Source organism: Neobacillus sp. plas4, from assembly GCF_057221695.1.
The window spans coordinates 4225982-4244192 of record NZ_CM170152.1 but is presented as its reverse complement, the minus strand read 5'-3'; the positions used below and the strand labels follow the sequence as shown (position 1 = coordinate 4244192).

Here is an 18211-nt window from a genome sequence, read left to right as displayed (position 1 = left end):
AAGTTCATATTTATAGTAAAGAGGTGGTTGATAAAATGGATAAACAAATCCGCTTACTTGAAAATACAGATGAAGCAACGAAACAAATGCTTGAAAATGTGCGGAAAAGAAAGGTTAAGTTTGATACAGCAAAAAAATGGCATTATTTAACGATTTATTCAATGTTGCTTTTTGCTTTTCTTTTTTTTAGCTATTTTTATTTTATGATCGCAAAGCAATATTCTTATTCTTTCTTCGCAATGTTTTCAGCTTCTGTCAGCGACGCCTTTAACCTTGGGTTGTTGGCGATTACTGCTATACTGTATGGAGCTATGAATGTATTAAAACAGCAAAAAGATAAAAAGGAAAAAGAATACCAAGAGTTAAGATGTGAAATTGTAAACCGGAGTAAGGATTTATGGAAGAAGGATGAGCATTGGAAAAATCGCCATGTGGACTTTGAGGTAATGAAAAAAACGTACGATATCAATCTTTATCATGAAAAAAAATAAGAAGCAGCCCAGGTCTGCTTCTTAAGTATTAGAAGAATATTTTTTTACCTTGCTCTTCTTTTAATATTTCTACTGCTTCACGGAATCGCTGGGAATGGATAATCTCTCGCTCTCGAAGGAAACGTAGACCATCATTTAGATCAGGGTCATCACTAAGGTTGATAATCCATTGGTAAGTAGCCCTGGCTTTTTCTTCAGCAGCAATATCTTCATAAAGGTCCGCAATGGGGTCACCCTTTGCGGCAATATAAGAAGCTGTCCAAGGAACACCAGCGGCATTATGATAATATAAAGCATTATCGTGATTGGCATAATGGTCTCCGAGTCCTGCAGCCTTCATCATTTCTGGAGTGGCATCTTTTGTAAGTTTATATATCATTGTGGCAATCATTTCCAGGTGTGCAAATTCCTCCGTTCCAATATCAGTTAATAGACCAATTACTTTATCAGGTATGGAATAGCGCTGATTTAAATAGCGTAAAGCAGCTGATAGTTCACCGTCTGCTCCTCCATATTGCTCAATTAAATATTTTGCTAATGTTGGATTACAAGTACTAACACGAACAGGATATTGAAGCTTTTTTTCGTAAATCCACATGTGAACGTTTCCCTCCCTGGATAAGTTTTTATGGCAATTTACCTTCCTTCAGTGGGCTGCCACAATTAGACCTGCCACGGCCAAGGCGGTTCGTTCCAATTCCATGGGTGTCCGGAATAGCTGTGACCAAATTGCATAAGGGGACCGAATTGACTCTCAAAAGCCTTTTTTATTGTCTTTCTCTCTTTTACATAATGATTAAATTGCTTAATCGCTTCAAGGTCATCAGGATGTGTGTCTAAGTACAAGGTCAATTCAACCAATACAAAGTCAACGGCTTGGAGCTGTTCCATTATTTGATAATATTCTGGAGGGATTTGTTTCATCTTGGAATACCCCCCTTTGCTTTCTCAAATGGATTGTAATATGGGTCGTAAAATGGTTTCCAGAGTGTACCTGCTCGAAGTGCTTCAAGTGGTGAAAATTGTGGCAGGTTTGGCGGTTGGAAGCCGATATATAGATTTGGTGGTGTTGAAAAGGTTTTTTCTAGAATTGGCTTGCAGGGGTCAAATGGACTAGCGATGGGATGCCAAGTTTTATATAGAGTAAACATATTCGCCCTCCCTAATTAATCATCATTAATAAATATGAAAAATATGCAGTTTCATGACATAATATTGAAATAAAGGATAATCCATGCTATTTGTTGAAGTATAATAAATATGTATAAAATTACATAGAGGTGATCGGTTTGTTTGTAAAAAATATGATGATTCCAAGTCATAACTGTGTAACGGTTCAAGAGGATACAACATTGTCAATGGCATTAGAACTATTGGAGAAAAATGAAATTGATGGTGTTCCAGTTTTACACGGGGAAAAGTATTTAGGTGTTGCTACACGATATAAAATTTATGAAAGCTACTTTCTGTCAGGTAAACCGAAGATTGAATATTTAAATTCCACACTAGTTAAGGATATTGCTACACATCAAGATAAATATTTATTGGGTGAGGAAGTTTTTGAAAAAACCCTTCTTGATTTAAAAGATTTTCCATTATTAGCAGTTGTGGATTCAACGCGCAAATTTTTAGGAGTGGTAACACGCTCAGATGTGCTCTCCACTTTTCAGAGTGCTTTCGGTGTAAATCGCCCCGGAGTTAGAATAGCGTTCACATCTGTTGAAACAGAAGGGCGTATCGCTCGACTATCTGAAATTGCCCATCATTTCCATGAGCATATTATTTCACTCGTAACATTCGATGAGACCGATAAATTAGTGCGGAGAATTGTCATGAAGGTTGAAAAGAAGGACAATATTAATAAATTCACAAAGAGGCTTGAAGAGCAAGGTTTCCGTATTTTAAGTATCCAGGAAGATTAATAAATCTTAACGGAAAGAAATCAAATCCTTCTCATACATTGTATGGGAGGGATTTTTGTGTTGAGGATCATGTGGAGGCTATTATTGATTTTTTTGTGTGGATATTTATTGATTGAATGGTTTCCAATTACTTATCCATTTCATTTTTCTGATGTCTTGGTCGGCCCGATAATTTATCCGTTGGAATTCTTTGCTTCCTTAATAGCTTTATTTGTTGGATTAGTGGCCAGTATACAATTATTTCAAGAGATTCTCCAACGTATTATTAAACAAGTTAAGAAAATAAGGAGTAAACATTAGTCTGTTTGGTTTTAATTTCCGTTATGGTATGATTTCTGTAGAACATTAACAGTGGTAAAGGGGAAAATATGAGTATATTAATCATTTTACTTTTGATTGTGGGAGCAGTTCTTATCTTGTATATGCTGAAAGAGGCTTTTCGAAATACAGTGGTACATCATGAAATGACATTCGAGAATTTTCCAGACTCGTTTGGTGTTGTTTCCATTTTTTTTATCTCTGATGTCCATAAGCGTCTTATTTCCGAGGAGATTATTAATGAGATAAAAGGGAAAGTGGATATAGTTATAATTGGTGGAGACCTAACTGAACAGAAGGTTCCTTTTAAAAGAGTGAAACAAAATCTTGATCGATTAAAACGATTAGGTCCTGTTTATTTTGTTTGGGGAAATAATGATTATGAAACCGATTTTCGGAAATTAGACGCTATTCTTTTGGAGTATGGAGTGAAGGTATTAGATAACACTGCAGCCATTTTTGAATCTGCTAAAGGAGATAAATTATCACTGCTCGGGGTGGATGTCTTAAACCAAGAACGGGATAGACTGGACTTGGCATTAGTTGATGCAGAAGAAAATAGCTTTAAAGTATTGGTCAGTCACTTTCCAGACATCACAGATAAAGTATTGCCAGAACATAATATAAGTCTAGTTCTAAGTGGACATACCCACGGCGGACAAATACATATTTTGGGTTATAGTCCATACGAAAAAGGGAAAGTGAAAAAGTTGGATAATACTGTTATTTTAATTAGTAATGGCTATGGTACAACAGGGGTTCCATTACGATTAGGGGCACCTGCACAGTGCCATTTAATTAAAATCAAGAATGGTTAGGTTTAATATCGGAGGATTCAACATGAGTGACCAAGAAGGAAAATATAATATTAAAGCAGCTGCATTAATGCTTGGGATTCAACCAGGAACATTAAGAGCATGGGAAAGAAGATATCAAATGATTGCGCCGGTTAGGAATGAAGCTGGCCATCGATTATATACAGATGAGCATATAAAAATATTAAAATGGTTAATCAAAAAGGTAAATCAAGGGTTTACCATCAGTCAAGCTATTTCTTTAATGGGGCATAACCCCTCACAAATGGATACTGATGCAATAAACCTTAAGACACTCAATCCGTTAGCGAGCCAGATTGATTCACTGTATGACGCCTTAATCCACTTTGAACATCACAAGATCAATGAAGTAATGAATACTATGTTTAGTATTTTTACCATGGAAAAGGTAATTATTGATATTTTTAGTCAGGTTTTTTTAAAAATAGAGGACTCTTTTAAGAATGGATACATAATTAGTGCCCAAAGGAATTTTTCTTCAAGGCACTTAAGTGCAAGGATTAATACAGTTATTCACAGTCTTCCAAATGATATTCATCTTAACAAAGCTCTATGTATTACCAGTTCTAAAGACGGGGAAGCTATAAATTTGCTCTTGTTCAGCTATTTCTTAAGAAAACAGGGTATAGATGTAATAAATATAGGTACTTATCATTCTGAAGAGGATATAAAAAAAGTAATGGAGATGATTCATCCAGATATTTTGATCATCTCGTGTGAGGATTCGAAAGATTTATACGAAGCACTTACATTAACTAATTTGCTTTCTTTAAACTACCAGGATCTTGCCATTGGGCTTTGTGGCCACGCGATATCTACAATGAATTCCGCGGAGAAGGAACAATTTTCCACTTACATTCTTGGGCAAACAAAAAAGGATTGGGAAATGTGGCTATTGGAACGGTTGGAATACTAGACAAAGCACCAACCAACGCCAATGACATACACTAGGGATAAGAGTTATGTCACGGCAGGGGGCAAAATACATGCGCTTAGAACGCTTAACAGTCAATAAGATTAAAATTTTTTTAACCTCTGATGATTTAAATGATCGGGGCCTTTCCAAAGATGATATTTGGAAGGATTCGATAAAATGGCACCAGCTTTTCCATGACATGCTGGAAGAAGCAAGCGAGGAATTTGATGTTGATATTCAGGGGTCAGTAGCAGTTGAAATTTTCTCCTTGCAAGCTCAAGGAATGATTATGATTATTACGGTTGAAGATAATAGTGAAGAAGAGGAAGAAGTATTATTTGATGGCTTCTTAGAGATGCAAGTCAGGGTGGAGGGATGTGAAAATCTCCTTTACCAATTCGAAAGTTTCGAAGATATCATCGGGCTTTCAAAAACGCTGTTTCCATTAAACGTCAGCGGCGGCAGTTTATATTCTTATCATGACTGCTATTACTTACTTATGAATAATCTCGACCCTTCCATGGTAGAAAAAGTTGCAGCCTTCTTCTCAGAATATGGGAATCCTTCAATTCTTAGTACACACGTTCTTTCTGAATATGGAAACCAGATTATTGAAAATAAAGCGGTGGAGACGATTCTAAAATATTTCAAATAATGAAGGAATTAAGGAAGGAGTCCACCGCTCCTTTTTGCTATCTAATACCGGATTAGGCAGGTTCCATTGCCGGTATAATAGGAATGATGGCGATTACAAAGAATAACTTGAAAATAGTGAAAAGTGTATTTTTCATCTTGCATAAATCTATTAAAGGTGTATACTTGTGTCTGAATGCGACAACATTTGTTAAAGTGATTTTCTAGGAGGTTTACAAATGGTAGCCGAAAAAGGTAATGAAAAAACTAATCAAGAGGAAGAAAATAATGTTTTAACTTCAACACAGACAGTTATACATAAAGCTCTTGAAAAGTTAGGTTATCCTGAAGAAGTTTATGAACTCTTAAAAGAGCCGTTACGAATGATGACAGTTAAAATTCCAATAAGAATGGACGACGGTTCAATAAAAATATTTACGGGCTACCGTGCACAGCACAATGACGCGGTAGGACCAACAAAGGGCGGAATTCGATTTCATCCCAATGTTTCAGAGACGGAAGTAAAAGCTCTTTCCATTTGGATGAGCTTGAAGTGTGGGATTGTGGATCTTCCATACGGCGGTGGTAAAGGCGGTATTATTTGTGACCCGCGCGATATGTCTTTTAGAGAGCTTGAAAGATTAAGCCGCGGCTATGTACGGGCTATTAGTCAAATTGTAGGACCAACAAAAGATATTCCTGCCCCGGATGTGTTTACGAATTCTCAAATAATGGCTTGGATGATGGACGAGTATAGCCGTATCGATGAATTTAACTCTCCAGGATTTATTACTGGCAAGCCGCTAGTCTTAGGGGGTTCTCATGGCCGTGAATCAGCTACAGCGAAGGGTGTAACAATTTGTATCCGTGAGGCTGCTAAAAAGAAGGGAATTCAAATTGAAGGTGCTAGGGTTGTCGTTCAAGGCTTTGGTAATGCTGGAAGTTTCTTATCCAAATTTATGCATGATGCAGGCGCTAAAGTAGTTGGTATTTCCGATGCATATGGTGCATTGTATGACCCGAATGGACTTGATATTGACTATCTTCTAGACCGTCGCGATAGCTTTGGTACAGTAACGAAATTATTTAATAATACAATTACAAATAAAGAATTACTAGAACTTGAGTGTGATATCCTTGTACCAGCTGCAATTGAAAATCAAATAACAGCAGAAAATGCACAGAATATTCGCGCAAGTATCGTTGTTGAAGCTGCTAACGGACCAACAACACTTGAGGCAACAGAAATACTAACAGAACGCGGCATTTTACTCGTACCAGATGTACTTGCTTCCGCTGGCGGAGTTACAGTTTCTTACTTCGAATGGGTGCAAAATAACCAAGGATATTACTGGTCAGAAGAGGAAGTTGAGGAAAAACTTGAAATAGTAATGGTGAAATCCTTTAACAATATTTATGATACAGCGCAAACACGGCGTGTTGATATGCGATTAGCTGCCTATATGGTTGGTGTTAGAAAAATGGCTGAGGCAAGCCGCTTCAGAGGATGGATTTAAAAAGCATTACGATTGAAACAATATAGAAAAACTCCTATCATATGACGGTAGGAGTTTTTTTTTTGGAGTCTTTTAATAAAGATTGTTGTTAAAATAGCCATTGTGGAATAATAAATTGAGGTGATCATTTTGCAAGTAGAAGATATTATTATTGTCGGAGGGGGACCATGTGGTTTAGCCGCTGCGATTGCTTTTAAAGAAGTTGGGTTTAATCCTCTCATCCTTGAAAAAGGGAATGTAGTAAATGCTATCTATCATTATCCAACACATCAAACGTTTTTTAGTACGAGTGAAAAACTTGAAATTGGAGATATTCCATTTATTACTGAAAGTTATAAACCAAAACGAAACCAAGCGCTCGTATATTACCGAGATGTTGTTAAAAGGAAACAACTGCGTGTCAATTCTTTTGAAAAGGTTACTAATGTGTTAAAAGAAGGAAAACAGTTTCAAGTTTTATCGGATAAACAAATATATCAGGCTCAGTTTGTAGTGATTGCGACAGGATACTATGACCACCCAAACTACATGAATATTCCCGGGGAAGATTTACCGAAAGTTTCTCATTATTTTAAAGAAGCCCATCCATATTTTGATAAGGATGTCTGTGTAATCGGCGGGAAAAATTCAAGTGTTGATGCAGCGCTTGAACTCGTAAAAGCGGGTGCAAGAGTGACTGTTATTTATCGTGGAACAGAATACTCCTCTAGCATTAAGCCATGGATTCTCCCAGAATTTGAAGCATTAGTACGAAACAATATCATTACGATGGAATTTAATTCACATCTCATCGAGATAACGGAAGACCAGGTTCGATATCAAAAAGATGGAAAAGAAAAGTCGATTTACAATGACTTTGTTTTTGCGATGACTGGCTACAGACCAGATCATCATTTCCTTAAGACCATGGGAATATTAATTGATGAGGAATCCGGAAGACCATTATTTAATCCTGATTCAATGGAGACGAATGTTGATGGGATTTATATTGCAGGAGTTATCGCTGCTGGAAATAATGCCAACGAAATATTTATAGAAAATGGCAGGTTCCATGGCGGTCTTATAGCACAATCTATTCAAGAAAAAGTAATAAAGGGGTGAAAAGATGAAAAAAGTTGTATTGTTAACGACTGGTGGAACAATAGCAAGTAAAACAAATAAAGACTCGGGAAAATTAGCTTCAGGGGAATTAACAGGCGAAGAGCTTGCTTCCATGTGTAATCTGCCAAATGATATCGAAATCATCATTGAATCTGTATTTCAAAAGGCAAGCATACATATTACATTTGATGACCTAGTCGTTTTAAAAAATAAAATTGAAACATACTTCCAGGATGATACCATTTCTGGGGTAGTGGTTACTCATGGTACAGATACTCTTGAAGAAACAGCTTACTTTCTTGATTTAACCATAAAAGACATAAGACCAGTAGTTATAACTGGGTCCCAGCGTTCGCCAGAGGAATTAGGCAGCGATGTCTACATTAACTTAAGGCATGCCATCTATTCTGCGTGTTGTGATGATTTACAAGATGCGGGGGCTGTAGTGGTGTTCAATGAGCGGATATTTACTGCTAGGTATGTAAAAAAGGAACATGCCTCGAATATCCAGGGGTTTGACGTTTTTGGATTCGGTTATCTTGGTATTATTGATAATGACGTCGTACATATTTTTCAAAAGCCAATAAAGCGGGAATATTATGGTATTCAAGCAGCTATTCCCCAAGTAGAAATTATAAAATGTTATATTGGGGCTGATGGAAAATTTATTAAGGCTGCAAGAGAGTCAGGCGTCAAAGGAATTGTTCTCGAAGGTGTTGGGCGTGGCCAGGTTGCGCCGCAAATGATGGAGGAAATCGAAAAGTCACTTTCGGAAGGAATCATCTTGGTTATTACAACGAGCGCTGAGGAAGGTTCTGTTTACACCACATATGATTATAAAGGCAGTGCTTATGATTTATACAAAAAAGGTGTAATTCTTGGCAGTGATAATGACTCAAAAAAAGCTAGAATTAAATTAGCTGTTGCTCTGGCCTCTGGCTTAAGGAAAATTAAATTTTAAGAGCAATTCTCAAATGGCTATAATCTTTCATTTAATAAATGCGGATATCATGTTACGATTAAGGTAACAATCGATTGTGAAATGAGGATTATCCATGCTGGGAATATTATCAGCCGGTATTGCCCCCGGACTGGCCTTGTTAAGTTACTTTTATTTAAAAGATGAATATGAATCAGAACCAATATCAGTAGTACTTAGAACATTCTTGTATGGTGCTCTCTTAGTGTTTCCAATTATGTTTATTCAGCATGTACTCCATACAGAGAATATTATTAAATCTGGATTTATTGAGGCATTTCTTTCTTCTAGTCTTCTTGAAGAGTTTTTCAAATGGTTTATCCTCTTCTATGCGATTTACCAACATGTGGAGTTTGATGAACCCTTTGATGGAATTGTATATGGAGTTGCTGTATCTCTTGGGTTTGCGACCGTCGAAAATATATTTTATTTGGTTGCAAATGGAATTGAACATGCAATGGCCAGGGCGTTACTGCCTGTATCGAGTCATGCACTATTCGGAGTAATTATGGGGTTTTACATGGGTAAAGCAAAATTTACTGATGGGAAAAAGGGTAAATGGGTAATACTTTCTTTACTTTTACCTTTCATTTTACATGGATCTTATGATTATATTTTAATCTCACAAGAAAACTGGTTATATATTATTTTGCCTTTTATGATCTTTCTTTGGTGGTTTGGATTAAGAAAGGTAAAAATGGCGCGAATTTTAACGACAAACCATAAGAAAAAACAATTTTCAACTCAAAATACCTTTCATTCTTAAAAAGAAACCCCTTCATTTTTAAATGAAGGGGTTTTTTTTGAATAAATTTGCCATTAAAACAAAAAATAGGTTTACAACTAAAAAGATTTACAACTGGGGGTTATTTTAAATGAAGAAGAAAATTGTTCGATTTACAGTTCCAATCTTAATCTCCCTTTGTATAATGCCATTTACAAGTCTGGAGGGAAATAAGGCATTTGCATTCTCTAATCAGGTTATTCAACAAGGCTCTATTGGAGATGATGTCATTGAGCTGCAATCAAGACTTCAGTATTTGGGATTTTACAATAAGAAAATTGATGGTGTGTTCGGATGGAGCACTTATTGGGCACTTAGGAATTTTCAGTATGAATTTGGGCTGCCAATCGACGGCCTTGCTGGAAAAGATACAAAGGCAAAATTAGTGAAAGCAAGTAAATATGATAAACAATTTGTAAAAAATCAAATAAATAAAGGAAATAAATTTACTCATTACGGCGGGGTGGATCAAAAAAAGCAGGCTGCACCACAACCCAAAGCAACAGCACCAAAATCTCCTGCTAATACGGCTAATCCAAAACCGGCACCGGCAGCCCCTAAAGCGGCACCTAAAAAACCAACTGCTGCTAATACTCCAGGAGGTTTCTCAAGTAACGATATCCAATTGATGGCGAATGCTGTTTATGGAGAGGCAAGGGGTGAACCATACACCGGACAAGTGGCAGTAGCTGCTGTTATCTTAAATCGTGTTAATAGTGCATCGTTTCCAAACACCGTCTCAGGAGTTATTTTTGAGCCTGGTGCATTTACAGCTGTTGCAGATGGTCAAATTTGGCTGACACCAAACGCACAAGCTAAAAAAGCTGTGATTGATGCAATAAACGGCATAGACCCAACCGGGGAAGCACTTTATTATTTTAATCCAGTAACGGCAACAAGTAAGTGGATATGGTCACGGCCGCAAATTAAACGAATTGGAAAACATATTTTTTGTGAATAGAGGGGTGATTGGATGATTAGAGGAATCATTATAGGTGTTCTAGCGGTAGGTGTAGCCGGTACGGCCTACTGGGGTTATCAAGAACATCGAGAGAAAAACGCAATATTATTAAATGCTGAAAATAATTATCAACGTGCTTTTCATGATCTTACCTATCAAATGGATATACTACACGATAAAATTGGAACAACACTTGCAATGAACTCTAGATATTCTCTGTCTCCTTCGTTAGTTGAGGTGTGGAGACTAACATCCGAAGCACACAGCGATGTTGGGCAGCTGCCGCTTACATTGCTCCCATTTAATAAAACCGAAGAGTTTTTAGCGAAGATTGGGAAATTTAGTTATCAAACTGCAGTGAGAGATTTAGATAAAGAACCTTTATCAGAGGAAGAGTATGAAACATTAAAGGTTCTTTATAAGCAATCTGGTGAAATTCAGAAAGAGCTTCGAAAAGTACAGCATATGGTATTGGCAAATAATCTACGCTGGATGGATGTTGAATTAGCGTTGGCTTCAGGAAAAGAAACAACAGACAATACGATTATTGATGGTTTTAAAACAGTTGAAAAAACCGTAACTGGCTATGATGAGAGTGACTTTGGACCGACTTTTGCAAACATGCAAAAGAAGGATGATAATTTCAAGAAGATTAAAGGAAAAACCATTTCTGAAAAAGAAGCCATAAGCATTGCAAAAAAATATATGAAATTTGATGGAAATGCGGAAGTAAAAGTAACAGAGAACGGTAAAGGTTCTGATTATGGATTTTATAGTGTATCACTAAGAAATAAGAAAACGGGACAAGAAGGAAGTATGGATATTACGAAAAAAGCAGGGTATCCGATATGGTTTATTAATTACAGAGATGTGAAAGAGCAGAAAATTAGTTTAAACGATGCAAACCTTAAGGCTGCTGCTTTTCTAAAGGAAAATGGCTACAAAAATTTAGAATTGTTTGAGAGTACTCAATATGATCATACGGGTGTCTTTAATTTTGTTACCAGTGAAAACAATATTAGAATATATCCAGAGGCATTAAAAGTAGAAGTGGCATTAGATAATGGAAACATTATTGGCTTCTCTGCGGAGGAGTACTTAAAATCATTAAATGACACGAGAAAAGTTGAAAAGCCTGTGTTATCAAGTGAGCAAGCCCGGGCAAAAGTAAATCCAAACTTCAAAGTTATGGAAGAAAGACAATCAATCATTGTTAATGATTTAAATAAGGAAGTTCTATGTTATGAGTTCTTAGGAACCATAGAGGATGATACCTATAGAATCTTTATTAATGCCATGGATGGTACCGAAGAAGAAGTTGAAAAGTTAAAGAACGCCGAGAATATATACGACGAAGTGATTTAGATTTGCAGCATAAAAGAATAAAACAATACCATCACTCCAATACTAGTAGTAATTGGTAAATTGGAGTGATGGTATAAAATGAAGATTGTTGAAAGAGTATTAATAAAGATAATTATTGTCCAATTTGTCTTCCTTTTTTTTGCCCAGTTATTTTTACACCAATTGGATATTTTTCCACAATTAGAGCAGCTAACCAAATATGAAGGAGTAAATGAGAATACATTTACTGAAATCTTACAAACCTTTAACGGAAAATAAAAAAGCAGAACACTGCTTTTTTTTTATGCTCATACGGAAATTATAATAGAAATAATTATTAAAACGCTAAAAAAAAGAGGCTTTACCCTTTCTTATGGTAAAATAAAAATATAGGTCTACGAGACGACAAGAGTGACTTAGGAGGATTTATGGAAAAGAAATTATCAATTGCAATTGACGGTCCTGCTGCAGCCGGAAAAAGTACAGTAGCAAAAGTTGTAGCAGAAAGATTATCTTACATATATATTGACACTGGTGCAATGTATCGGGCCTTGACCTTTAAAGCACTGAATAGCAATCTTAATCTAGAGGATGAAGATACCTTATTAGAAATTTTACTTTCAACAAAATTAGAACTTTATCCTTCGCCTAAAGGTCAATTGGTGTTCCTTGATAATCAAGAGGTGACAGATGCTATCCGCTCCACAGAGGTAACTAATTCAGTATCGATTGTTGCTAAGCACCAAAAAGTCCGTGAAGAAATGGTACGGATGCAGCAATCCTTTGCCGTTAGCGGAGGTGTTGTAATGGATGGCAGGGATATAGGTACACATGTGCTGCCAAATGCTGAAGTAAAGGTATTTTTACTTGCAAGTGTTGAGGAAAGAGCAGTTAGACGCCATACTGAAAATCTGGCAAAAGGTTATTCTTCCAATTTAGAACAACTAAAAGAGGAAATTGCCCGTCGTGATAAAATAGATTCTGAACGAGAGTATGCACCTTTAAAAAAGGCAGACGACGCAATAGAAATTGACACTACATCCTTAGCTATCAATGAAGTAGTAGAAAAAATTATGGCTCTCGTGCATGAAAGGGTTGGATGAGTGTGACGTTTTATTCATTTGCAAGATCGGCTGTTGCAACCATTTTTAAACCATGGTATCGAATTGAAGTGATTGGATTAGAGCATTTTCCTAAAAATGGCGGGGTGCTGCTTTGTACAAATCATATTCATAATTTTGATCCTTTAGTCGTTGGTATTACTGCCCCAAGGCCTGTCCATTTTATGGCCAAAGAAGAACTATTCAACGTTCCTGTATTGGGGAATATCGTGAGAAAGTGTAATGCTTTCCCAGTAAAAAGGGGTAAGGGAGATAGGGAATCATTAAGAGCTGGATTAAAGGTATTAAAAGATGGAAATGTTTTCGGGCTTTTTCCTGAAGGGACGAGAAGTAAAACGGGTGAAATCGGCAAAGGTCTATCGGGAGCGGGTTTTTTTGCCCTTAGAGCAGAAGCAGAGGTCGTACCATGTGCTATCATTGGTCCATACAAGAGTTTGAAAAAGTTAAAGGTTGTTTATGGGAAGCCGATTGCAATGGAGGAAGTGCGGGCTGCTAGAGCCTCTGCCGAAGAGGTAACTGAATTAATTATGTCAGAAATCCATAAACTTATAAAAGAGAACAAATAGGTTCTGCTTGACAAAATAGGCTATTTGTAAGAAGTTAATTAAAAGAGATTATATAGAATATTCACTCGTTTGTTTGTATTAAACATTATATATTTATTAAGTAGTATATGGATTAAGGAGGAATACATATGTCGGAAGAAATGAATCAAGTTGAAGTAAAAAATTATTCTATTGGAGATAAAGTCACTGGACAAGTCACCAAGGTAGAAGAAAAACAAGTAATCGTAAACATTCAAGATAGTAAACATGATGGTATTATTCCAATTAGTGAGCTTTCCAGCCTGCATGTTGAGAGAGCCTCTGATGTTGTTTCTGAAGGTGATGAATTAGAACTTGAAGTATTAAAAGTGGAAGAGGATGCCCTCATTTTGTCAAAAAGAAAAGTTGACGCTGAGAAAGCTTGGGTAAACCTTGAGAACCTATTTAATAGTGGCGAAGTATTTGAAACAGAAGTAAAAGATGTAGTTAAAGGCGGACTCGTCGTGGACCTTGGCGTCCGTGGGTTTGTTCCAGCATCTTTAGTAGAAGCACATTTTGTTGAAGATTTTTCTGATTATAAGGGTAAAAATCTTACTTTTAAAATTGTTGAACTTGATAAGGAAAAAAATCGCTTAATCTTATCTCACCGTGCAGTGGTAGAGGAAGAAAAAGGAAAACATAAGAAAAATCTCTTAAATTCAATTAATCCTGGACAGGTTATTGATGGAACGGTTCAAAGAATTACGGATTTTGGAGCATTTGTTGATATCGGCGGCATTGATGGACTTGTGCACATTTCCCAATTGTCTTACCAACATATTGACAAGCCATCTGATGTAGTCCAAGAAGGACAAAAAGTAAAAGTTAAGGTTCTTAATGTAGATCGTGATAATGAAAGAATTTCTTTATCTATTAAAGAAACACAACCTGGACCATGGTCTGATATAGCTGAAAAAGCACCTAAGGGCAGTAGTCTAACCGGGACTGTAAAACGATTGGTTTCCTATGGTGCCTTTGTGGAAGTGTTCCCTGGTGTTGAGGGGCTAGTTCATATTTCACAAATTGCTCACAAACATATCGGGACGCCGCATGAAGTATTAAAAGAAGGTCAAGAAGTTCAAGTGAAAGTCCTGGATGCAAATGAGCAAGAACAGAGACTTTCCTTAAGTATCAAGGACCTGCTTGAAAAAGAAGTAGAAGAAAACTTTGATTACGAACTTCCTGAAGAATCTAAAGGCTTCCAGCTTGGAGAAATGATTGGCGATAAATTAAAGAATCTAGGAAAATAATGGTGATACGCAGTGTCTAGAGCTGAACGGAAATGGGACCATATTCGCTTTGCACTGGAAACAGGGCAAAAACGAGCAACAGCATTTGATGATATTCAATTTATTCATCAAAGTTTACCAAACATTAATGTTTCAGATGTCCGGTTACACCAAAAAATTGGCGAACTTTCTTTAAGTTCGCCAATTTTTATCAATGCCATGACGGGTGGCGGCGGTGAGAAAACCTACACGCTTAACAAGCAGCTGGCACAGGTGGCGAGTGCTGCGGGTCTTGCCATGGCAGTAGGGTCACAAATGTCTGCATTGAAAGACAAATCTGAAAGATATACATATGAAGTGGTAAGAAAAGAAAATCCATCTGGAATTCTGATTGCCAACCTAGGAAGCGAAGCATCCCCAGAACACGCTAGAATAGCAGTTGAGATGATTGGGGCAAATGCATTGCAAGTGCATTTAAATGTAATACAAGAACTGACAATGCCCGAAGGAGACCGCGAATTTTCTAATGCGCTTAATAGAATAGAAGCGATTGTAAAGGGAGTAAGTGTACCTGTAATTGTTAAAGAGGTTGGATTTGGTATGTCAAAAGAAACGGCTGAGATTCTCTCATCTGTGGGTGTTTCAGCCATTGATATAGGCGGGTTCGGGGGTACAAATTTTGCTGAAATAGAGAATAAGCGCAGTGATAAATCAAATTTCTTCTTTAATCAATGGGGGATTCCTACAGCGATATCTATTTGTGAAGCCTCTCATGCTTCTAGTGTACCGATTATTGGTTCTGGTGGTTTTACTACTAGTATTGATATGGCAAAAGGATTAGCGTTAGGAGCGAGTGCAGCTGGCTTTGCAGGATATTTTTTAAAAATCCTTATTGATGAGGGAATCGATTCATTACACGCAGAAATTTCGTCCCTGCATCATGAGTTAAAAATGATTATGACTGCCTTAGGGGCAATATCTATTCAAGATTTGCAAAAGGCTCCACTAATGGTTTCCGGCCAAACTCATCATTGGCTGACCCAAAGGGGAATCGATACCAAAGCATATAGCCAGCGTAGTATAAAATAAGCTCCCGCAGCAGCGGGAGCTTTATTTATTCACTATACTTATTATCATTTAATTTTCTTGCTTCTTCAGGGCTGGAAAGCTTTGTTGATCCCGGGTAATGCAGCGCCTGATCCCGGTCTGATTCCACTCTTCTACTATCCTTTAGCTTTTTTTCTTGTCGATCCTTTCCCATTTTTCTACACCTCCTACTATTAACATGAATTTGTTGTTGAAAGATTATACAGGTAAGTATGAAAGTACATAAAGAATACCGATAATGGGAATAGTAGGAGGTGTGTACAAAATGGAGGGTTCATTGTTCTATTGGGTTCTTTGGTTGTTTTGGGTTTATATTACATTTTTTATGGACAAGCAAAATCGGTACCGTACAAAATTAGCGGTTGTAACATTATTGGTGATTATACTCTCAAATGTTCATTTTGTAGCGGCAGGATTCGAGTTTTATGCTAGTGGATTATTTTTGCTGATATTATCTTATTTAATTCTAAGTAAAAAAAAGCTTGGGTCCTTACTGTATTCTTTTATTTGTTCATTTATATTAACCATTTCGTACGTTACATTTAACCTATTCGTTATTTATGATCCCGTCTGGGTCATTTTTCAAAAGGAATGGATGATGGGAATTTGCTTTAGCATCCTTGCTATATTATTACAAACGACTTTAAAAGGAAGATTGTTAATTTTTACTAGCGGCACTATGCATGGAGAGATTTTCTACGCTATTTACCTAAATAAGTTTGAATTTTCCTACCCTGTTGGAACGATTGCATATTTGGATGTTTTTGCTCTTACCGTCTTGCTTCTAGTAAGCTGGAGTATACTTGAAAATGCAGGTATTTACTATCAGAACCATCTTCAATTTTTAGCGAAGGGAAAACAAAAGTCTTCCTAAATGAATCCTTCCAAGTTTTTGGTTTGCTAGAAAGGATTAACATTGCTAAAATAATATGGTTAGACCCTTCTGTTTTAAGGAAGGGTTTCTTTATCATTAGTACACCATAACGATAAAAATAACAAAAGTATTGATAAATAGAAGAAATAGAAAGGATGGCGATGATAATGGTAAAACCTGTTATAGCCATAGTAGGACGACCGAATGTCGGAAAGTCCACCATCTTCAACAGAATTGTTGGAGAAAGAATTTCAATTGTTGAAGATATCCCTGGAGTAACACGTGATCGAATTTATAGTTCTGGAGAATGGTTAACACATGATTTTAATGTAATTGATACGGGTGGAATCGATATTGGGGATGAACCATTTCTAGAGCAGATTCGTCAGCAGGCTGAAGTCGCGATTGATGAAGCAGATGTTATTATCTTCTTAACAAATGGAAGAGAAGGAGTTACAGCCGCAGACGAAGAGGTCGCAAAGATATTATATAAATCCAAAAAGCCGGTTGTATTAGCGGTTAATAAAATTGATAATCCTGAAATGCGCGAACAAATTTATGATTTTTATTCTTTAGGATTTGGAGAGCCAATACCTGTATCCGGTTCTCATGGGCTCGGATTAGGTGACTTACTAGACGAGGCTGCTAAACACTTTCCAAAGGATAAGGGACTGGATTATGATGAAGATACGATTAAATTCTCTTTAATAGGTCGGCCAAATGTTGGAAAATCATCATTAGTCAATGCCATTCTGGGAGAAGAGCGCGTGATTGTAAGTGACATTGCCGGAACAACTAGGGATGCAGTGGATTCTCCGTATACGTACAATGGTGGAAAATATGTCATCATTGATACAGCAGGAATGCGTAAAAAAGGAAAGGTCTATGAGAGTACAGAAAAATATAGTGTACTTCGTGCTTTAAGGGCAATAGAGCGGTCAGATGTTGTTTTAGTCGTTATTAATGCAGAAGAAGGAATCATCGAACAAGATAAGAAAATTGCTGGATATGCACATGAAGCGGGCCGGGCAATTGTGATTGTTGTCAACAAGTGGGATGCCGTTGAAAAAGATGAGAAAACGATGAGGGAACTTGAACAAAAAATTCGGGAACATTTTCTGTTCTTAAGTTATGCTCCTATTGTTTTCTTATCTGCAAAGACGAAAAAACGGATCCATACGCTTTTACCAATGATTAATACTGCCAGCGAAAACCATTCCATGCGTGTTGAAACAAGCGTTTTAAATGATATCATTATGGATGCAGTTGCCATGAATCCAACACCAACAGATAAAGGGCGACGATTAAAGATTTATTACACAACACAAGTAGCTGTTAAACCGCCAACCTTTGTTGTATTTGTAAACGAACCAGAATTAATGCATTTCTCATATGAGCGCTTCTTAGAAAATCGGATCCGAGAGGCATTTGGATTCGAGGGAACCCCGATAAAAATTTACGCAAGAGAAAGAAAATAATTTTACGGTGGGAGTG

23 protein-coding genes are annotated in these 18211 nt (G+C 36.9%); 19 read left to right on the top strand and 4 right to left on the bottom strand.

Annotated elements, in window-relative coordinates; all coding sequences use genetic code 11:
- The first annotated feature begins 35 nt into the window (after positions 1-35).
- Positions 36-491 (top strand): DUF2663 family protein, encoded by a 456-nt coding sequence (locus AC2TFD_RS21345; RefSeq protein WP_484673919.1) that lies wholly within the window; start codon positions 36-38, stop codon positions 489-491.
- A gap of 28 nt (positions 492-519) precedes the next feature.
- Here the strand turns inward: AC2TFD_RS21345 and AC2TFD_RS21340 are convergent, their stop codons facing one another.
- The 3 genes from AC2TFD_RS21340 to AC2TFD_RS21330 form a co-directional block, all read right to left on the bottom strand.
- Complete coding sequence (locus AC2TFD_RS21340; RefSeq protein ID WP_335519765.1) at positions 520-1089, bottom strand: manganese catalase family protein; 570 nt, start codon at positions 1087-1089, stop codon at positions 520-522.
- A 65-nt stretch (positions 1090-1154) separates the two neighbouring features.
- Positions 1155-1415 (bottom strand): spore coat protein CotJB, encoded by a 261-nt coding sequence (locus AC2TFD_RS21335; protein ID WP_335519768.1) that lies wholly within the window; start codon positions 1413-1415, stop codon positions 1155-1157.
- Positions 1412-1642, bottom strand: coding sequence for a spore coat associated protein CotJA (locus tag AC2TFD_RS21330; protein WP_484673918.1), 231 nt, complete (start codon positions 1640-1642; stop codon positions 1412-1414). The genes AC2TFD_RS21335 and AC2TFD_RS21330 overlap by 4 nt, the downstream gene beginning before the upstream one ends.
- Positions 1643-1780: 138 nt before the next feature.
- Here AC2TFD_RS21330 and AC2TFD_RS21325 point away from each other — a divergent pair, with 138 nt between their 5' ends.
- From AC2TFD_RS21325 to fni, 16 genes are all read left to right on the top strand, one after another.
- The gene (locus tag AC2TFD_RS21325) at positions 1781-2413 is read left to right on the top strand and encodes a CBS domain-containing protein (RefSeq protein WP_335519774.1); all 633 of its coding nucleotides are present in this window, start codon (positions 1781-1783) and stop codon (positions 2411-2413) included.
- 57 nt (positions 2414-2470) lie between these two features.
- Positions 2471-2713: a hypothetical protein gene (locus AC2TFD_RS21320; protein WP_484673917.1), complete on the top strand. Its 243-nt coding sequence runs from the start codon at positions 2471-2473 to the stop codon at positions 2711-2713.
- Between the two features lie 68 nt (positions 2714-2781).
- Positions 2782-3549, top strand: coding sequence for a metallophosphoesterase (locus AC2TFD_RS21315; RefSeq protein WP_484673916.1), 768 nt, complete (start codon positions 2782-2784; stop codon positions 3547-3549).
- A gap of 22 nt (positions 3550-3571) precedes the next feature.
- Positions 3572-4483: a MerR family transcriptional regulator gene (locus AC2TFD_RS21310; RefSeq protein ID WP_335519780.1), complete on the top strand. Its 912-nt coding sequence runs from the start codon at positions 3572-3574 to the stop codon at positions 4481-4483.
- 70 nt (positions 4484-4553) lie between these two features.
- Positions 4554-5138 (top strand): genetic competence negative regulator, encoded by a 585-nt coding sequence (locus AC2TFD_RS21305; protein WP_335519783.1) that lies wholly within the window; start codon positions 4554-4556, stop codon positions 5136-5138.
- Between the two features lie 217 nt (positions 5139-5355).
- Positions 5356-6633, top strand: coding sequence for a Glu/Leu/Phe/Val family dehydrogenase (locus tag AC2TFD_RS21300; protein ID WP_484673915.1), 1278 nt, complete (start codon positions 5356-5358; stop codon positions 6631-6633).
- Between the two features lie 129 nt (positions 6634-6762).
- Positions 6763-7734 (top strand): YpdA family putative bacillithiol disulfide reductase, encoded by a 972-nt coding sequence (locus AC2TFD_RS21295; RefSeq protein ID WP_335518077.1) that lies wholly within the window; start codon positions 6763-6765, stop codon positions 7732-7734.
- A gap of 4 nt (positions 7735-7738) precedes the next feature.
- The gene (locus tag AC2TFD_RS21290; protein WP_335518073.1) at positions 7739-8695 is read left to right on the top strand and encodes an asparaginase; all 957 of its coding nucleotides are present in this window, start codon (positions 7739-7741) and stop codon (positions 8693-8695) included.
- A gap of 94 nt (positions 8696-8789) precedes the next feature.
- Positions 8790-9479: a glutamic-type intramembrane protease PrsW gene (gene prsW, locus AC2TFD_RS21285; protein ID WP_335518070.1), complete on the top strand. Its 690-nt coding sequence runs from the start codon at positions 8790-8792 to the stop codon at positions 9477-9479.
- Positions 9480-9588: 109 nt separating this feature from the next.
- The gene (gene sleB / locus AC2TFD_RS21280) at positions 9589-10458 is read left to right on the top strand and encodes a spore cortex-lytic enzyme (RefSeq protein WP_335567285.1); all 870 of its coding nucleotides are present in this window, start codon (positions 9589-9591) and stop codon (positions 10456-10458) included.
- Between the two features lie 12 nt (positions 10459-10470).
- Positions 10471-11823, top strand: coding sequence for a germination protein YpeB (gene ypeB / locus AC2TFD_RS21275; RefSeq protein ID WP_335567284.1), 1353 nt, complete (start codon positions 10471-10473; stop codon positions 11821-11823).
- A 78-nt stretch (positions 11824-11901) separates the two neighbouring features.
- Positions 11902-12081: a YpfB family protein gene (locus tag AC2TFD_RS21270; RefSeq protein WP_335567283.1), complete on the top strand. Its 180-nt coding sequence runs from the start codon at positions 11902-11904 to the stop codon at positions 12079-12081.
- Between the two features lie 149 nt (positions 12082-12230).
- Positions 12231-12905, top strand: a complete 675-nt coding sequence (cmk, locus tag AC2TFD_RS21265) for a (d)CMP kinase (RefSeq protein ID WP_335518057.1) — start codon at positions 12231-12233, stop codon at positions 12903-12905.
- Between the two features lie 2 nt (positions 12906-12907).
- A complete protein-coding gene (locus tag AC2TFD_RS21260; RefSeq protein ID WP_335518080.1) occupies positions 12908-13489 on the top strand; it encodes a lysophospholipid acyltransferase family protein in 582 nt (193 codons plus the stop codon).
- Positions 13490-13617: 128 nt separating this feature from the next.
- Entirely contained in the window at positions 13618-14757 is a 1140-nt protein-coding gene (gene rpsA / locus AC2TFD_RS21255; RefSeq protein WP_335567282.1) for a 30S ribosomal protein S1, read from the top strand.
- 12 nt (positions 14758-14769) lie between these two features.
- Entirely contained in the window at positions 14770-15825 is a 1056-nt protein-coding gene (gene fni / locus AC2TFD_RS21250; protein ID WP_335567281.1) for a type 2 isopentenyl-diphosphate Delta-isomerase, read from the top strand.
- 25 nt (positions 15826-15850) lie between these two features.
- On the opposite strand, the gene AC2TFD_RS21245 is transcribed toward fni, so the two are convergent.
- A complete protein-coding gene (locus tag AC2TFD_RS21245) occupies positions 15851-15997 on the bottom strand; it encodes a YpzI family protein (RefSeq protein ID WP_335518048.1) in 147 nt (48 codons plus the stop codon).
- 111 nt (positions 15998-16108) lie between these two features.
- On the opposite strand from AC2TFD_RS21245, the gene AC2TFD_RS21240 reads away from it, so the two are divergent.
- Together AC2TFD_RS21240 and der are read left to right on the top strand one after the other, a co-directional pair.
- On the top strand, positions 16109-16717 hold the full coding sequence (locus tag AC2TFD_RS21240) for a YphA family membrane protein (protein ID WP_335567280.1): 609 nt from the start codon (positions 16109-16111) through the stop codon (positions 16715-16717).
- Between the two features lie 167 nt (positions 16718-16884).
- On the top strand, positions 16885-18195 hold the full coding sequence (gene der, locus AC2TFD_RS21235) for a ribosome biogenesis GTPase Der (RefSeq protein ID WP_335567279.1): 1311 nt from the start codon (positions 16885-16887) through the stop codon (positions 18193-18195).
- Positions 18196-18211: the final 16 nt, after the last annotated feature.

What these genes read in the sequence shown, in the direction of transcription:
- AC2TFD_RS21345 (WP_484673919.1), top strand. Translation starts at nt 36, where the DNA reads ATGGATAAACAAATCCGCTTACTTGAAAATACAGATGAAGCAACGAAA.
- AC2TFD_RS21310 (WP_335519780.1), top strand. Translation starts at nt 3,572, where the DNA reads ATGAGTGACCAAGAAGGAAAATATAATATTAAAGCAGCTGCATTAATG.
- AC2TFD_RS21335 (WP_335519768.1), bottom strand. Translation starts at nt 1,415, where the DNA reads ATGAAACAAATCCCTCCAGAATATTATCAAATAATGGAACAGCTCCAA.
- sleB (WP_335567285.1), top strand. Translation starts at nt 9,589, where the DNA reads ATGAAGAAGAAAATTGTTCGATTTACAGTTCCAATCTTAATCTCCCTT.
- AC2TFD_RS21240 (WP_335567280.1), top strand. Translation starts at nt 16,109, where the DNA reads ATGGAGGGTTCATTGTTCTATTGGGTTCTTTGGTTGTTTTGGGTTTAT.
- cmk (WP_335518057.1), top strand. Translation starts at nt 12,231, where the DNA reads ATGGAAAAGAAATTATCAATTGCAATTGACGGTCCTGCTGCAGCCGGA.
- AC2TFD_RS21245 (WP_335518048.1), bottom strand. Translation starts at nt 15,997, where the DNA reads ATGGGAAAGGATCGACAAGAAAAAAAGCTAAAGGATAGTAGAAGAGTG.
- AC2TFD_RS21290 (WP_335518073.1), top strand. Translation starts at nt 7,739, where the DNA reads ATGAAAAAAGTTGTATTGTTAACGACTGGTGGAACAATAGCAAGTAAA.
- AC2TFD_RS21330 (WP_484673918.1), bottom strand. Translation starts at nt 1,642, where the DNA reads ATGTTTACTCTATATAAAACTTGGCATCCCATCGCTAGTCCATTTGAC.
- AC2TFD_RS21340 (WP_335519765.1), bottom strand. Translation starts at nt 1,089, where the DNA reads ATGTGGATTTACGAAAAAAAGCTTCAATATCCTGTTCGTGTTAGTACT.
- AC2TFD_RS21305 (WP_335519783.1), top strand. Translation starts at nt 4,554, where the DNA reads ATGCGCTTAGAACGCTTAACAGTCAATAAGATTAAAATTTTTTTAACC.
- ypeB (WP_335567284.1), top strand. Translation starts at nt 10,471, where the DNA reads ATGATTAGAGGAATCATTATAGGTGTTCTAGCGGTAGGTGTAGCCGGT.
- rpsA (WP_335567282.1), top strand. Translation starts at nt 13,618, where the DNA reads ATGTCGGAAGAAATGAATCAAGTTGAAGTAAAAAATTATTCTATTGGA.
- AC2TFD_RS21270 (WP_335567283.1), top strand. Translation starts at nt 11,902, where the DNA reads ATGAAGATTGTTGAAAGAGTATTAATAAAGATAATTATTGTCCAATTT.
- AC2TFD_RS21300 (WP_484673915.1), top strand. Translation starts at nt 5,356, where the DNA reads ATGGTAGCCGAAAAAGGTAATGAAAAAACTAATCAAGAGGAAGAAAAT.
- der (WP_335567279.1), top strand. Translation starts at nt 16,885, where the DNA reads ATGGTAAAACCTGTTATAGCCATAGTAGGACGACCGAATGTCGGAAAG.
- AC2TFD_RS21315 (WP_484673916.1), top strand. Translation starts at nt 2,782, where the DNA reads ATGAGTATATTAATCATTTTACTTTTGATTGTGGGAGCAGTTCTTATC.
- prsW (WP_335518070.1), top strand. Translation starts at nt 8,790, where the DNA reads ATGCTGGGAATATTATCAGCCGGTATTGCCCCCGGACTGGCCTTGTTA.